General features: G+C 53.1%; 14 protein-coding genes. 13 read left to right on the top strand and 1 reads right to left on the bottom strand.

From position 1 onward, the window contains the following. Nucleotides 1-57 precede the first annotated feature (57 nt). The 4 genes from VHA_RS11270 to VHA_RS11285 are packed head-to-tail and all read left to right on the top strand — an operon-like array spanning nucleotide 58 to nucleotide 4,762. The gene (locus tag VHA_RS11270; RefSeq protein ID WP_005504368.1) at nucleotides 58-1,491 is read left to right on the top strand and encodes a TolC family protein; all 1,434 of its coding nucleotides are present in this window, start codon (nucleotides 58-60) and stop codon (nucleotides 1,489-1,491) included. A 6-nt stretch (nucleotides 1,492-1,497) separates the two neighbouring features. Then, the gene (locus VHA_RS11275; protein ID WP_005504369.1) at nucleotides 1,498-2,487 is read left to right on the top strand and encodes an HlyD family secretion protein; all 990 of its coding nucleotides are present in this window, start codon (nucleotides 1,498-1,500) and stop codon (nucleotides 2,485-2,487) included. 5 nt (nucleotides 2,488-2,492) lie between these two features. After that, entirely contained in the window at nucleotides 2,493-3,662 is a 1,170-nt protein-coding gene (locus VHA_RS11280) for an ABC transporter permease (protein WP_005504370.1), read from the top strand. Further along, on the top strand, nucleotides 3,659-4,762 hold the full coding sequence (locus VHA_RS11285) for an ABC transporter permease (protein WP_005504371.1): 1,104 nt from the start codon (nucleotides 3,659-3,661) through the stop codon (nucleotides 4,760-4,762). Before VHA_RS11280 ends, VHA_RS11285 begins: the two co-directional genes overlap by 4 nt. Before the next feature lie 66 nt (nucleotides 4,763-4,828). On the opposite strand, the gene VHA_RS11290 is transcribed toward VHA_RS11285, so the two are convergent. Further along, a complete protein-coding gene (locus tag VHA_RS11290) occupies nucleotides 4,829-5,893 on the bottom strand; it encodes a LacI family DNA-binding transcriptional regulator (protein WP_005504373.1) in 1,065 nt (354 codons plus the stop codon). A 228-nt stretch (nucleotides 5,894-6,121) separates the two neighbouring features. Here VHA_RS11290 and VHA_RS11295 point away from each other — a divergent pair, with 228 nt between their 5' ends. The 9 genes from VHA_RS11295 to VHA_RS11335 all read left to right on the top strand — a co-directional run bounded on the left by VHA_RS11295 (nucleotide 6,122) and on the right by VHA_RS11335 (nucleotide 14,210). Further along, nucleotides 6,122-6,343 (top strand): hypothetical protein, encoded by a 222-nt coding sequence (locus VHA_RS11295; protein WP_005504375.1) that lies wholly within the window; start codon nucleotides 6,122-6,124, stop codon nucleotides 6,341-6,343. 19 nt (nucleotides 6,344-6,362) lie between these two features. Then, a complete protein-coding gene (locus tag VHA_RS11300) occupies nucleotides 6,363-7,517 on the top strand; it encodes a TRAP transporter substrate-binding protein (protein WP_005504377.1) in 1,155 nt (384 codons plus the stop codon). Between the two features lie 79 nt (nucleotides 7,518-7,596). Then, on the top strand, nucleotides 7,597-8,109 hold the full coding sequence (locus tag VHA_RS11305; RefSeq protein ID WP_040528816.1) for a TRAP transporter small permease: 513 nt from the start codon (nucleotides 7,597-7,599) through the stop codon (nucleotides 8,107-8,109). Nucleotides 8,110-8,117: 8 nt separating this feature from the next. Then, the gene (locus VHA_RS11310) at nucleotides 8,118-9,428 is read left to right on the top strand and encodes a TRAP transporter large permease (RefSeq protein ID WP_005504387.1); all 1,311 of its coding nucleotides are present in this window, start codon (nucleotides 8,118-8,120) and stop codon (nucleotides 9,426-9,428) included. Nucleotides 9,429-9,514: 86 nt separating this feature from the next. Then, entirely contained in the window at nucleotides 9,515-10,819 is a 1,305-nt protein-coding gene (gene hisD / locus VHA_RS11315) for a histidinol dehydrogenase (RefSeq protein WP_005504389.1), read from the top strand. A gap of 21 nt (nucleotides 10,820-10,840) precedes the next feature. Next, entirely contained in the window at nucleotides 10,841-11,617 is a 777-nt protein-coding gene (locus VHA_RS11320; RefSeq protein WP_005504390.1) for an SDR family NAD(P)-dependent oxidoreductase, read from the top strand. A gap of 19 nt (nucleotides 11,618-11,636) precedes the next feature. Then, on the top strand, nucleotides 11,637-12,644 hold the full coding sequence (locus VHA_RS11325) for an alcohol dehydrogenase catalytic domain-containing protein (protein WP_005504392.1): 1,008 nt from the start codon (nucleotides 11,637-11,639) through the stop codon (nucleotides 12,642-12,644). A 106-nt stretch (nucleotides 12,645-12,750) separates the two neighbouring features. Continuing rightward, on the top strand, nucleotides 12,751-13,038 hold the full coding sequence (locus VHA_RS11330) for a UxaA family hydrolase (RefSeq protein WP_005504394.1): 288 nt from the start codon (nucleotides 12,751-12,753) through the stop codon (nucleotides 13,036-13,038). A gap of 2 nt (nucleotides 13,039-13,040) precedes the next feature. Further along, nucleotides 13,041-14,210 carry a UxaA family hydrolase gene (locus VHA_RS11335; protein WP_005504396.1) on the top strand — a complete coding sequence of 390 codons (1,170 nt, stop codon included), beginning with the start codon at nucleotides 13,041-13,043 and terminating at the stop codon, nucleotides 14,208-14,210. Nucleotides 14,211-14,220: the final 10 nt, after the last annotated feature.

A 14,220-nucleotide genomic window follows, 5' to 3' on the forward strand; every position in this document is an offset into this window, starting at 1 on the left:
GGCATGCTTAGAGCATAAACTCTAAAATGTTCAGAATTTCCTCATATGGGAACAATTATGTTTACCAGAATTCTTTTACTTCGCCGATCAATGGCCATGCTGGCATTTCTCTCCGGCATTGCCAATGCGCAGCCCATGACATTTGAACAGGCGTGGCAGTCTGTGTTAACACACAATGATGCCATTGCCGCTCAGCGCGCCAACGTACAGCGTGCCGAGCACATGCGGGATGCGGCATCTGCCCGTCATCTGCCAGCCGTTTCTATCAGCGGCAACTACACCCGGCTGGATCGGGATATCGAACTCAAACCTTCCCAGCTTGCCCACCATATGAATGGCGGCGACGCACTGGGACAACTTGCCAGTTCGTTGCCTGGCATCGGGGCACTGGCGGGAAACCTTGACAACCTGCTGACCACGACACTGGCAGATCGGGACATCTACACCAGTTCGATTCGTGCTATCTGGCCTATTTTCACCGGCGGCCGGATCCTGGCCGCCGAAGACATCGCCAATGCTCAGCGGGACGAAGCCAGCTATCTGATGCAAATGGCGCAGCAGGCGAAATTTGAAGACCTGGCAAAAGTATATTTCGCTACCGTACTTGCCGAACAAGTGCTGCAAACACGTCTCGACGTAGAGAAAGGACTCGCAAAGCATCTTGATCATGCCAAGAAACTGGAACAACAGGGACAAATTGCCCGGGTAGAACGCCTGCAGGCTGAAGTGTCCTACGACAAGGCCAAAACTGAACGCCGTAAAGCTGAGCGCAATCTGGAAATTGCACAGACTACACTTCAGACGCTGGTCAAGAGCGACACCCTGGTCACCCCCTCAAGCCCCCTTTTCACGCAGCGTGAAACACCGCCCATGGCACCTTTTATGCAAAAAACACTGGCTGGATATCCAGGCCTTAAAGTGTTGGATGCCAAACGGGAACAGGCCGCAGGCTTGCTCGACTTGGAGAAAGGTAAGTACTACCCACAGGTTTACCTCTATGGTAACTACAACCTCTATGAAGGTGATTCACTGGCCGCAGAGCTGACACCTGACTGGGCTGTTGGTGTGGGCGTCAGTATCCCGCTTCTCGACAACGCCGGCCGTTCTGACAAGGTAAAAGCGGCACACAGCACATCACTGCAAGTGAAACACCTGCGGGCACAGGCTGAACAGGATCTTTCCCTGTTAGTCGAGAAAACATGGCGGGAAGCAGGACAGGCACTGGAAGAATACCAGGGATTAACATCAAGCATTTCATTGGCACAGGAAAACCTGCGTTTGCGCGAGAAAGCCTTTGCGCAAGGGCTTTCGACATCCCTTGATGTGGTTGATGCCGAGTTGTATCTCGCCAGCATTAAAACCCAGCAACTTGCGGCCTCTTACCAGTACGTATTGTCACTGGCCCGCCTTCTGGCGATCAGCGGCGAAGTGAACCGTTTCCCGGAATTTCAGGCCGCATCACTTTCATCCACCCAATCCCTACAGGAATAATTCACAATGAGTAAATTCAAATCTGTTGCACTGGCACTCCCTGCTGCGGTCATTGTTGGCTGGATTGGATACAGTTTTTATCAGGCCTATCAATCTGTTCCGGAGCGCTTCCAGGGTCAGATTGAGGCCCAGCAATATAGCATTTCCTCCAAAGTGGCGGGCCGCATTGAAAATGTCCTGGTGCGCAAGGGGGAAATCGTTGGCAAGGGCGATCTGATATTCACTCTCTACAGCCCTGAGCTGGAGGCAAAGCTGGAGCAGGCAAAAGCTGGGCAGGAAGCGGCTGATGCCATGGCAGAACAGGCAGAAAGCGGCGCCCGGGAACAGGAAATCAGTGCAGCCCACGACCAATGGCAAAAAGCCCGTGCAGCAGCGCAGTTAGCGGAAAAAACCTTCAAACGTATCGATGCCCTTTATAAAGAAGGGGTGGCAGCTGAGCAAAAACGCGATGAAGCCTATACCCAATGGCAAGCCGCAAAATATACCGAAAATGCAGCACTTCAGATGTATGAACTCGCGAAAGCCGGTGCCCGTTCAGAAACCAAGCGTGCCGCCTTGGAAAAGCTACGCATGGCAGCCGGGGCTGTTGCAGAAGTGGAAGCCTTTGCGAAAGATACCAGAATTCATAGCTGGTATCAGGGAGAAGTGAGCCAAATCCTACTGCATCCAGGTGAATTGGCACCACAAGGTTTTCCGGTAGTCACCGTTATCGACATGAATGACGTCTGGGCGGTGTTCAATATCCGGGAAGACAAACTGCACCAGTTTGAAAAAGGCAGCCAATTTGACGCCACGATTCCCTCGCTTGGCGAACAGACATACCGCTTCGAAGTTACCCACATTGCCCCCATGGGGGATTTCGCGACCTGGCGTGCTACCAACAACCAGAGCGGCTATGACATGCGCACCTTTGAAGTTGAAGCACGCCCTGTTACCTTTATTGAAGGTCTGCGCGCTGGCATGAGTGTGTTGGTGTCCGAACACAACCAAGAGTAATGACGATGGATAAACCTTCGTTCACTTCAACCTTGCTCCGGGAATGGCGACTCACACTGTCAGATAAATGGCTGACTGCCCTACTGGGCTGGTTGCCACTGGTGTTGTTCTTAATAGTATGGGCGATATTTTCTGCGGGCACCGGGCGGAATCTCCCCATCGGTGTCGTCGACCTCGATCATAGCGCGCTGTCTCGAAACCTGGTGCGTTATTACAATGCCAGCCCAACTCTGGAAACCCGGGCGTTCAATAGCGTGGAAGAGGCATCAGCCGCACTGAACCATGCTGCAACCTATGCCACAGTGATCATTCCTGCTGACTTTGAAAAAGACACATTGCGCGATGAAAGCCCCGATGTCACGGCGCTCTATAACAGCCAGTACATTTTGATTGGGAAGCTGGTGAGTACTGCCATCACCCAAAGCCAAAGCACCTTTGCAGCGATGGTAGAAGCCAAAGGCAATATGCTGCATGGTACCACCATTGCTTCACAAGCCGCAGGCCAGTCTGTACCCGTCCGTTTCCAGCTTGTACCGCTGTTTAACAACGGCACCAACTACGCACAGTTTCTGGTTTCCGCCATTATCCCCGCGATCTGGCAAATTGTGATTGTCGCAAGCGGCACACTTTCTATGGCATTGACAGATAGACGTGTCGGACTGGAAAGCCATTTCATGCAAGGCATCCTTGCTCCACTTGGCGCCAAAATCATGGTACTGGTTGTTCCACTCTGGTTACTGGGTGTGATGTTCACAACCGCCATGCATTTTGGACTCGGCTGGCCAATGAATGGCAGTTGGGCTTTGCTGTTCGCCGGGCAAGGCCTGATGGTACTGGCAGGTTTAGCGGTGGGAATGCTTCTCTATCTGGGCTTCCGGCACCCAGCCCGGGCGATGAGCCTTGTAGCGGGTTTTACTGCGCCCGCATTTGCCTTTATGGGTGTCAGTTTCCCTACCAGTGAAATGCCTTTCCTTGCTCAGTGCTGGCGGGCCATGTTACCGATCAGCCACTACATCACCGTACAAATCGGCCAGTTTAACTATGGCGCGACACTGGCACAAATGCAGCCCACGTTGTTTGCGTTAGCCGCATTCAGTATGGTGTGGCTGTTGGTTATGCTCAAATTGAAGCGCATTTGCGGTGCAACAAACACGGTCAGGGAGGTGAGCGCATGAGCTGGGGATCTCTGTTTAAACAAGAACTCAAGGCATTGTTCAGCAATCCGGCCGTGCTCTTTACCGTGTTCGGCGGCATTGTGATCTATTCGTTGCTCTACCCCCTGCCCTATGAGAACCAACTTCCCAGGGAACTTCGCATAGCTGTGATCGATCACGACAACAGCCAACTGAGCCGTAAGTTTACCCGAATGCTCGACGCGACCCCACAGCTTTCTGTCACTATGCACCTCAGCGCCGAACAGCAAGCCAGCCCTGAGATCGCCGGTGGCAAGATTGAAGGCGTCGTGGTCATTCCACACGACTTCTACCGTGATCTTCTGCTCGGTACAAGCCCTGTCATTTCGGTTGGCGGCGATGCCTCATTTTTCCTTACCTACGGCACGATCGCGGAAGGTGTGGTGAATACCGGGAGCACGCTGGGCGCCAAGGTAAAAGCTATCCGGGCAATGATCCACGATATTCCTCTGCCAGCAGCAAAACAGGTCTCACCCTTCTCACTGAATATCGTACCAGTATTTAACCCTACCATCGGTTATAGCAACTACGTCGTACCCGGTGTGTTTATGCTGATTTTGCAGCAAACCCTGTTGATTGCTTCTGGCATGCTGGCGAGCATGAACCCGCACAATGGAGCAAAAAACCTCATCACCCGTACGGCAATTTTGATGGCGATTTACAGTATCATGGCGATGTACTATCTCGGTGCAAGCTTTGATTTAAATGGCGTTAACCGCCTGGCAGATCCGGTGAGTCTCGCCATCATCCTGTTGCCTTTTTTGCTGGCGACGATCGGGTTAGGCACCTTTATTGGAACGCTGATTCCCAGACCGGAAATCATCACGCTGGTCGTGCTGTTAAGCTCGATGCCTCTGCTGTTCACATCGGGCTTTGTCTGGCCATCCAGTGAATTACCGCCCTGGTTAAATACACTGGCACAACTGGCACCCTCGACGCCTGCGATCCAAGCCACGATTCAGCTCAACCAGATGGGTGCCACACTTCAAAGCCAGATAGGGCACCTCTCCCATCTCTGGCTGTTAGCAGTGGTGTTCCTGTGCCTTATCCTGTCTAGTCGAGGGAAACACCCATCCACCTAAACAGTGAGCTCTGTTAATGGCGGAACCACCTCACCACGGATGAGGGAAACACAAACAGGTGGATAGTTATCCGCCTGTTTTTCTGACTGCCGTGGTTTCCCTCACCACCAATTTTGCTTCCAGCTCCAGGGTATCACTGACCCTTTCGCCAGCCAGCCTTGCCAGCAGGTAATCCGCGGCTTTTTCGCCCATTTCTTTTGATGGCACCTGCATCGTCGTCAATGCCGGATGGATATGGGACGCCATGGCAACATCATCAAACCCGACAATCGACAGCTCTTCTGGCACCCGGATACCGAGTGACTGCGCTTCGAACAATGCCCCCATGGCAATGATGTCGTTACCACAAACGATTGCCGTCGGTCTGGGGGTGAATGTCATCAGCTTACGTAATGCCTGTCGGCTTTCTGCCAGATCGTAGCGACATTCAATGATGTGTTCCGGTGCCAGCTCAATACCGTGCGCTGTGAGGGTATCGATACAGCCCGCAAGACGATCCTTGGCGCGGTCATTCAATCGGGTAATACCGGAAATTGCCGCAAACTGAGTGTGCCCTAAATCCAGCAGGAACTGGGTGAGACGGGTCGCTGCGCGGTAGTTGTCAAAGCCGATACAGGGGTGCGGCAAATCAGGCTTAAACGACCAGGTGTACAGGTAAGGCAGCTGTTTATTGTGCAAAATGTCGAACAGTTGGGGTTGGTGTTCCGCCCCGACTAACATCAACCCTTCCACGCCGCGGGAGATCAGGCGTTCGGCCTGCGCCAGCTCTTCTTCTGTCGAATAATCAGAACTGGCAATAAACAGGGTGTATCCCTTTTCCTGCAGCCGTCGCTGGAATGCCTGTATTCCCTCGGCGAAGATGTCGTTGTCAATAGTAGGGACAATCACGCCAATGGTACGGGAGCGCTGCGAAGCCAGGGCTTGCGCTGCGCCATGGGGAATGTAACCAAGGGATTCAATGGCACACCGGATAAGCTTTCCCCGCTTCTCACTGACCGCAGACGGATTCGCCAGATAACGGGAAACCGTCGCCGTAGAAACGCCCGCCGCCATGGCGACATCTTCCGCCGTTGGGGCATCTGAGGCCTTTTTTTGTAAGCGCTTACGTGAAAATGGCATCTCTTTTGTCATAGAAAGTTATACCCTTGGCTCAAATTTGGGATTTATAAACCATAAGTTACCTCATTATAGCGCTCCTTGAAAAATTCATCGCCAGAAACTTGACAGTTATTTAATCATTCCTCTACCTTCAAAATGTAAGCGCTTACATTTAACAATCAATTCACAATCAGCACAAGTGCGATATCTATAATCTGGCGACTGACAACCAGCCGACTGCTCACTGAGAGGGAATACAACATGAGGTTAAGGAAACGCTACGCCCTACCTGCAGTGCTTTTTTCACTCTATTTCCTCAATGTGATTGCCACCAAGATTCAGATCATTTCAGGGACCACATCCATTGTTCGTGTTGGTGATGTTGGGGAGTTTCTTTTGCTCCTTTTCGCTTCACTGACTTTCGTCGTCGCAATGCTGTCAGCAGAAAGGGAAGCTGAGAGTCATTCGACAGGGTTACGATAAAAGCTGAAAGGAAGTAGATATGTCTGTTCACCATAAGGATGACTCCCCACAAAATGCAGAGCGTCGCCGTTTCCTCGACATCGCCAAAAAAGCAGGCTTTACAGCAGCGGTTGTTGCCGGTGCCTCTGGTGCCTTGCTGACGTCAACCAGCGCAAACGCAGCCGCCAATGAAGAAAAAGAGCGCCAGAAGCGGGCAAAATACATCATGACCGTTGCAACGGCATACATTATTGGTGCATCGCGCAGCTATCCCATCATGCAACTGGATTTCAAGGAAAACATCCAGAACATGACCAACGGAGAGGTGTACGTCAGGCTGGCACCCGGCGGCCAGTTGGGTGCAGGTGGTGCGCTGGCACAGAAAGTACAGGCAGGCACAATTCAGGCCGCGCAACATTCCCTTTCTAACTTTGCGCCGTTTGCTCCGGCTGTCGACCTTATCAACATTCCTTACTGGTGCGGTGAAAACCAAACGTTTATTAACCTGGTGACATCAGAAGCATGGAAAGCAGAAATTCACCCCAAAGTGGAAGCCAGGGGCTTTAAGCCGCTTTGGTATGTGGTGATTGACCCAAGGGTTGTCGCGTTGCGCAACGGCCTTGAAGGTCCAATCAAAACCCCGGATCAAATGGAAGGCATTAAATTCCGTGTACCGGGTTCTAAAATTCTCCAGCAATTTTACCGTTTGCTTGGTGCCAACCCGACACCGGTTGCATGGGGGGAAACGCCTTCCGCCATCAAACAGGGTGTGGCAGATGCCCTCGACCCATCCGTTGAGGCACTGAATGTATTCGGCTTTAAAGATGTCCTGTCCTGGGTCACTTTTAACCGGTCAGTGCCAGACTCTCAGGTTTTCTCTTGCAACCTTGAATGGTTCAACAGCCTGCCGGGCCACATTCAGGAAGGCATTGAGTTCGCAAGCGAAGTGACCTCGTTGCAGAATCTGGCGAAAGTGCCGGCCGCTCGTGCCTATGCCATGGCTGAACTCAGCCGTGCCGGCGTGCAGTTTTATGCCCCCAGCGACGACGAAATGGCATTGTGGGCAAATAAAGCAGGCCATCAGCTCCCGGCATGGGACGCCTTTAAAACCGAACTTGCCGGCTCTAAAGCGACCTTCGACAAACTACTGGATGCAGCAAATAACAACGAAGGCCCCTATGTTCACGATGTGTAATTAAGGCAGCTGCCGTATGGCCGGCCTGTCGTCCATACGGTCACCCCATTCTTTCTGAAACGGACCTTGGATGCGCGTAATGAATCTTCTCAAACACATCGATGAAAATGGTGAACGCTGGTTACTGCTGTTCTTCTACACCACCATTGTGATCACCATCGCCATGGAAGTACTGCGCCGGTTTGTGTTCAGTTACTCCTCCATATGGGGTGAAGAAGTGGCAAGGTACGCCTTTATTTATCTGGCATGGATTGGCGCATCCGCCGCCGTCAGAGAACGCGCCCACATTCGTATTGATGTATTGCTGCACTATTTGCCTAACCGTGGGAAGGCATTTGTCTATCTGGTTGGAGATATTGCCACCTTTATTGTTGCCGTGTTCGCCCTCTACTGGTCAATTCATCCAATTGAAGTGTCAATAAAATTTGGGTCAGTGACCCACGGCCTTGGGGTCAGTCAGGCATGGTTTCTTGCCGCAGTTCCTCTGGGGTTTTCCATGATGATCTTCCGGCTGGTCCAATCTATGTACCGGGATATCCATAGCCTGACACGCAACACTCCGGTGTTTGAAGGCAATAAGCTGTTTGATTAGGAGATCCCATGCTGAATTACTACACACAACAGGTCTCCATCGAGCTTGGCTGGGAATTTTACGGTCCCGTTATCGCCATGCTGGTGCTTATCACTTTTGCAGTGCCGGTCTGGGTATCGCTGGGGCTGGGTTCTATTGCCCTGCTGTTTATCACCGATGTTCTTCCCCTCTCCCTGTTTGGAGAATCTCTGTTCGATGGTATTGATGCCTTCGCGCTGATTGCCGTCCCGCTTTTTATCCTGACCGGGGATGTGCTGGTAAGAACCGGGCTTTCAACCAAGTTGCTCGATGTGGCAGAAGCGAGTGTTGGCGGGGCAAAAGCGGGATTTGGCAGTGCTACCGTATTGGGCTGTGGCTTCTTTGCCTGTATCTCCGGTTCAGATGCCGCAGGCGCAGCGGCAGTTGGCAGGATGACCATCGACCGGCTGGTGACGCAGGGCTATCCCAAACCTTACGCCTGTGCACTGGTGGCAGCCGGTGCCTGTACCGGGATCCTTATCCCGCCATCCATTGCCTACATCATTATTGGTCTGGTGCTGGGCATTTCCGCGTCCACCCTGTTTCTGGCAGCGGCCGTGCCCGGGATCATGGTGATGATGGCCATTATGCTGACCAACGTGGTGATGAACCGTATCCACGGTTACGAAAACGCCGGGCAAGGTTTCTCACTCAAACGCTGGCTGGCGGTGGTAATTGATGCACGTTATGCGCTGCTGGTACCGGTGATCATTCTGGGCGGTATTTATTCCGGTGTCTTTACGCCCACTGAAGCAGCCGCTGTTGCTGTGGTCGTGACCATCATTATCGGCCTTTTGCAGGGCACACTGAAAATCCGCGATTTCCCGAAAATGCTGGAAAGCTCGGCCAAAGTAAACGGGGTCATCCTGCCTATCATCGCGCTCAGTTTGCCATTGGCACAGACGCTGGCTGCCCTTCAGGTGCCACAGGCATTTGTGGAAACCATGACATCGTTTACCGACAGCCGCACTGTGCTGATCCTGATTATGATTGGCATCCTGATCATCGCTGGCTGCTTTATGGAAACCACACCAAATATTCTGATTTTATCGCCTATCCTGCTGCCGCTGGCACGCGAGATCGGCATGGAAGATGTGCAATTTTGCATCATGATGGTGACAGCACTGGGTGTCGGCTTCATCACACCGCCACTTGGTCTGAACCTCTTTGTTGTATCCGGATTAACGGGGACCTCGGTACTTAAGATTGCCGCGCGATCGGGGCCCTACGTGATATCCATGTTAACGGTGGTATTGCTGCTGGCATTTATCCCCGAATTATCGCTCTGGGCATTGGATTAACGACACGTAACTAACCGCTCTCTGACATGTCGACGACCGGCCAGACGGGAACGTTGCGTCCAAAACGTAATGAGGAATTGAATAACATGGCTGTTAACTATCTGAAAAAAGCCGAAAAAACGGCGGCTACAGGTGAAGACGATGTTCGCGCAATCGTGGCGGACATGCTGAAAGAAATTGAACAAGGCGGCGAAGAAACCTGTATTGCCTATACCCGAAAATTTGATAACTGGCATGGCGATATTGTGGTTTCCCAGCAAGAGATCGACAACGCCGCAGCCAAGGTGCCGGAACAGCTGAAAAAAGATATCCAGTTTGCCTATGAGCGTGTCCGCGACTTTGCACAGGCACAGCGTAATAGCCTGAGTGAGTTTGAAACCGAGCTGTCTCCGGGTCTGTTTGCCGGCCAGCGTTTGATCCCGATGCAGGCAGCAGGCTGCTATGTGCCCGGAGGTCGTTACTCACACATTGCTTCGGCCATTATGTCGGTGACAACAGCAAAAGTGGCAGGCGTTGACCACGTTATCGCCTGTTCCCCCCCTGGCCGTGAAGGCGGTATCCACCCCGCCATTCTTTATACCCTCAGCCTGTGTGGTGCTGACACTATCTTAAATCTTGGTGGCGTGCAGGGCATTGCTGCCATGGCATTCGGCCAGTTTACCGGGCACCCCGCAGACATTCTTGTTGGCCCCGGTAACCAGTTTGTTGCCGAAGCCAAACGACAGCTCTACGGCCGTGTCGGCATTGATATGTTTGCCGGCCCTTCTGAAATCATGGTGATTGCTGACAGTAATGCTGACCCTGAGCTGGTGGCCGTTGATCTGGTGGGTCAGGCTGAGCATGGCCCCAACAGCCCAGCCTGGCTGGTCACCGATTCCGAAACGCTGGCACAAACGGTGATGAAACGTCTGCCTGAGCTGATTGCTGAACTGCCGGAACTCAATCGCCAGTCAGCAGAAGCCGCATGGCGTGATTATGGCGAAGTGATTGTTGTCGATTCCCGTGAAGAAGCGGTGGCAGTGAGCGATCAATACGCCTCTGAACACCTTGAGGTGCACGCCGACGATCTGGATTGGTGGCTGCAAAACCTGCGCAATTACGGTTCCCTGTTTTTGGGTGAAGAGACCAATGTGGCATTTGGTGACAAAGCCTCGGGGCCCAACCATATCCTGCCCACTAAAGGCGCCGCCAAGTACACCGGGGGGCTGAGTGCAGGCAAATTCATTAAAGTCGTCACCTATCAGCGTTCCACTCAGGACGCGAGCAAAGATGTTGCACAGGTCACCGCACGTATTTCACGCCTTGAAGGCATGGAGGCACACGCCAAAACCGGCGATGCGCGCCTTGCGAAATACTTCCCTGATGAGCAATTCAACCTGCAACCTGAGTGATTGAAACAGTAAGGATCAGAGATGACGGTCAGCATGATACAGCAGCTTTTTAGCCTTGAAGGTCAGGTTGTACTGGTCACTGGGGCAGGTTCCGGTATAGGCCAGCGCATGGCCTATGCCCTCGCCGCAGCCGGTGCCAAAGTGGTACTCGCGGGGCGCCACGCTGAAACACTGGCACAGACCGCACTCGCCATTGCCGGAGAAGACGGGGATGCTGCCATTGAAACGGTCGACCTTAGCAAGCGGGAAACGCTGCCCCGCTTAATTGAAAAAGCATCATCACACTTTGGCGCACCAGACATTCTGGTGAATGCGGCTGGCATCAACCTGCGCCAGCCTGCCGATGACATCACGCTGGAAAGCTGGGACATCACATTGAACCTTAACCTGTCTGTCCCTTTTTTTCTGGCCAAAGCCTGCCTGCCCGGCATGCGGGCAAAAGGCCGGGGGAAGATCATCAATATTGGATCGCTGCAAAGCTATCGCGCTTTTGCCAACTCGATTCCTTATGGCGCATCAAAAGGCGGGGTCGCGCAGCTGACACGCGCAATGGCGGAAGCCTGGTCAAAAGAAGGCATCACCACCAACGCCATTGCGCCGGGGTTCTTCCAGACACCGTTGACCGAAAAAGTCTTCAGTGATGATTCACTCTCGGCGCACCATGCAGCCATGACGGCTATTGGACGCAATGGTGAGCTGAACGATTTTGACGGGTTGACTGTGTTTCTGGCTTCACGTGCATCGGATTACATCACAGGCCAGATGATCGCACTCGATGGCGGCTACACCGCTAAATAGGCAAGAAGGAATAGCAACCATGGATATGAAAGCTCTGGTTTACACAGGCCCGAAACAAATGACCTACCGCAACGAGGAAATGCCAACGCCCCGAGAAGGTGAAGTGTTGGTCGAAATTCGCGCAGTGGGGATTTGCGGGTCTGATTTACACGCCTACCTCGGCCACGATGAACGTCGTCCTGCCCCGCTGATTTTGGGGCATGAAGGTGCAGGCATTGTTCACGGTGGCGAATGGGATCAACAAGCCGTGGTCATCAACCCACTGGTCAGCTGTGGCGAATGTGAATACTGCCTGACCGGCTTTACAAACCAGTGTCAGTCTCGCCAGATCATTTCCATGCCACCAAGGGAAGGCGCATTCGCGGAGTTTATCGCCATTCCCAAGCGCAATCTGGTACCTGTCCCAGAAGGTATGTCACTGAGCACAGCCTCGCTCGCTGAGCCCATTGCCACAGGTTGGCACGCAGTCAGCAAAGGGGCAGAGCTGAGCAAGCGGCCTCTGGCGGAAAACAGAGCGCTGGTTTATGGCGGCGGAGCAGTCGGCCTTGCAGCCGCGCTTTCACTGGCGGCACAAGGCTGCAAACACATTTATCTGGCAGAAACCAATGCCCTGCGGCGCAAAACCGTTGAAAAAGCCTGCCCTTGCAACGTATTCGACCCGCTTACCGATGATGTGATAAGCGAAAACAGCATCGATCTGGTAGTGGATTGTGTGGGGAACAAGCACACACGAATGGGGGCTTCCGCGGCAGTCAAACCCGGCGGTGTGATCATCCATGTCGGACTGCAAGACAGCCTGGAAGGGTTGGATGTACGCAAGTTCACCCTACAGGAAGTGACCTTCGCCGGCAGTTACACCTACACCATGCAGGATTTCAAGGCAACGCTTGAGGCCATGCACAACGGTGCGCTGGGCGCACTGGACTGGATTCAGGAGCGTCCGCTCAGTGATGGTGCGAACGCTTTTGACGATTTACTTCACGGACGTATTGCCGCTGCCAAAGTGGTACTGCTTCCCGAAGGGTAATCAAACACCAAGGCAAGACGGCAAGCAGGTTCGCCCAGACTGTACACCGCCATGCTGAGGACAGAAGGCAATGCGATTTAACACCCCGATTCAAAAGGAGATGAAAATGCAAGCACCGGATTTTCTCGTCCATGACTCGTCTGACACTGTCGGCGTGATTGTGGTCGAGGGCCTCGAAGCAGGCCAAACGCTAACCGGATGGGTGATGGACACGGATGAAACCATCGAAGTCCGCGCACTGGACGCGATCCCTCTCGGTCACAAAGTGGCGCTGAGTGATATTAAAAACGGCGATACCATCATTAAGTATGACAATGATATCGGCAAAGCCGTCGCTGACATCGCAAAAGGCGGTCACGTACACGTACACAATGTGAAAACCAAGAGGTGGTAACCATGAGCAATTACACATTTATGGGCTACCGCCGCGAAAATGGCCGTGTCGGTGTGCGCAATCACGTCATCATCCTGCCATTGGACGATCTGTCGAACGCCGCATGTGAAGCGGTTGCCAACAACATCAAAGGTACGCTGGCACTGCCCCACCCCTACGGCCGCCTGCAATTTGGTGAAGATTTGGAACTGCATTTCCGCACCCTGATTGGTACGGGTTGCAACCCCAATGTCGCTGCGGTGGTGGTGATCGGCATCGAACCGGGCTGGACAAGCCGTGTGGTGGAAGGCATCAAAGCCTCTGGCAAGCCTGTTCAGGGCTTTGCAATTGAGCAAAATGGAGACATCAACACCATCGCAGCCGCTTCGCGTGTCGCAAAAGAGTACGTTCACTACGCCAGTGAGCTGACCCGCGAAGCGTGCGATGTGAGCGAGCTTTGGGTATCGATGAAATGTGGCGAATCTGACACCACATCAGGTCTGGCAGCGAACCCAACCGTTGGCAATCTGTGTGACAAGTTTTCTGCCGCAGGCGCTACTTTGTGTTTTGGGGAAACCTCAGAGCTCACCGGTGCAGAGCAAATCTGTAAAACTCGCGCCATCAACCCTGAAATTGGGCAGAAGTTCCTCGATACCTGGCAGGCTTATATGGATGAGGTGATCGAACCCTACAAAACGTCCGATCTTTCTGACAGCCAGCCAACCAAAGGTAATATCGAGGGCGGGCTGACCACCATCGAAGAAAAGGCATTTGGCAACTATCAGAAAATTGGTAAAACCACCCAGTTTGTGGATGTCCTGAAACCTGCCGAGCGCCCCGAGGCAGGTCCCGGCCTGTATTTTATGGACACGTCTTCAGCCGCTGCCGAGTGTGTCACCTTGCAGGCAGCGGCAGGCTTCGCCGTTCACCTGTTCCCCACTGGGCAAGGCAACGTCATTGGTAACCCGATTGTGCCGGTTATCAAGATCACCGCCAACCCGCGTACAGTGCGCACCATGGGAGAACACATTGACGTGGATGTTTCCGGTATCTTGCGCCGTGAACTGAATCTCGATTCTGCCGGTGATGCGCTGATCGACATGACGCTACGCACCGCAAATGGCCGAGCCACAGCCGCAGAAGCGCTGGGTCACCGCGAGTTTGTACTGACCAAACTGTACCGAAGCGCATAAGCATTTAGCT

The sequence above is a fragment of the Grimontia hollisae CIP 101886 genome, from assembly GCF_000176515.1.
In the GTDB taxonomy this organism is placed as follows: domain Bacteria; phylum Pseudomonadota; class Gammaproteobacteria; order Enterobacterales; family Vibrionaceae; genus Enterovibrio; species Enterovibrio hollisae.

Excerpts from the sequence above, each read along its gene's own strand:
- VHA_RS11270 (WP_005504368.1), top strand. The coding sequence starts at position 58 with ATGTTTACCAGAATTCTTTTACTTCGCCGATCAATGGCCATGCTGGCA.
- VHA_RS11275 (WP_005504369.1), top strand. The coding sequence starts at position 1,498 with ATGAGTAAATTCAAATCTGTTGCACTGGCACTCCCTGCTGCGGTCATT.
- VHA_RS11280 (WP_005504370.1), top strand. The coding sequence starts at position 2,493 with ATGGATAAACCTTCGTTCACTTCAACCTTGCTCCGGGAATGGCGACTC.
- VHA_RS11285 (WP_005504371.1), top strand. The coding sequence starts at position 3,659 with ATGAGCTGGGGATCTCTGTTTAAACAAGAACTCAAGGCATTGTTCAGC.
- VHA_RS11290 (WP_005504373.1), bottom strand. The coding sequence starts at position 5,893 with ATGACAAAAGAGATGCCATTTTCACGTAAGCGCTTACAAAAAAAGGCC.
- VHA_RS11295 (WP_005504375.1), top strand. The coding sequence starts at position 6,122 with ATGAGGTTAAGGAAACGCTACGCCCTACCTGCAGTGCTTTTTTCACTC.
- VHA_RS11300 (WP_005504377.1), top strand. The coding sequence starts at position 6,363 with ATGTCTGTTCACCATAAGGATGACTCCCCACAAAATGCAGAGCGTCGC.
- VHA_RS11305 (WP_040528816.1), top strand. The coding sequence starts at position 7,597 with ATGAATCTTCTCAAACACATCGATGAAAATGGTGAACGCTGGTTACTG.
- VHA_RS11310 (WP_005504387.1), top strand. The coding sequence starts at position 8,118 with ATGCTGAATTACTACACACAACAGGTCTCCATCGAGCTTGGCTGGGAA.
- hisD (WP_005504389.1), top strand. The coding sequence starts at position 9,515 with ATGGCTGTTAACTATCTGAAAAAAGCCGAAAAAACGGCGGCTACAGGT.
- VHA_RS11320 (WP_005504390.1), top strand. The coding sequence starts at position 10,841 with ATGACGGTCAGCATGATACAGCAGCTTTTTAGCCTTGAAGGTCAGGTT.
- VHA_RS11325 (WP_005504392.1), top strand. The coding sequence starts at position 11,637 with ATGGATATGAAAGCTCTGGTTTACACAGGCCCGAAACAAATGACCTAC.
- VHA_RS11330 (WP_005504394.1), top strand. The coding sequence starts at position 12,751 with ATGCAAGCACCGGATTTTCTCGTCCATGACTCGTCTGACACTGTCGGC.
- VHA_RS11335 (WP_005504396.1), top strand. The coding sequence starts at position 13,041 with ATGAGCAATTACACATTTATGGGCTACCGCCGCGAAAATGGCCGTGTC.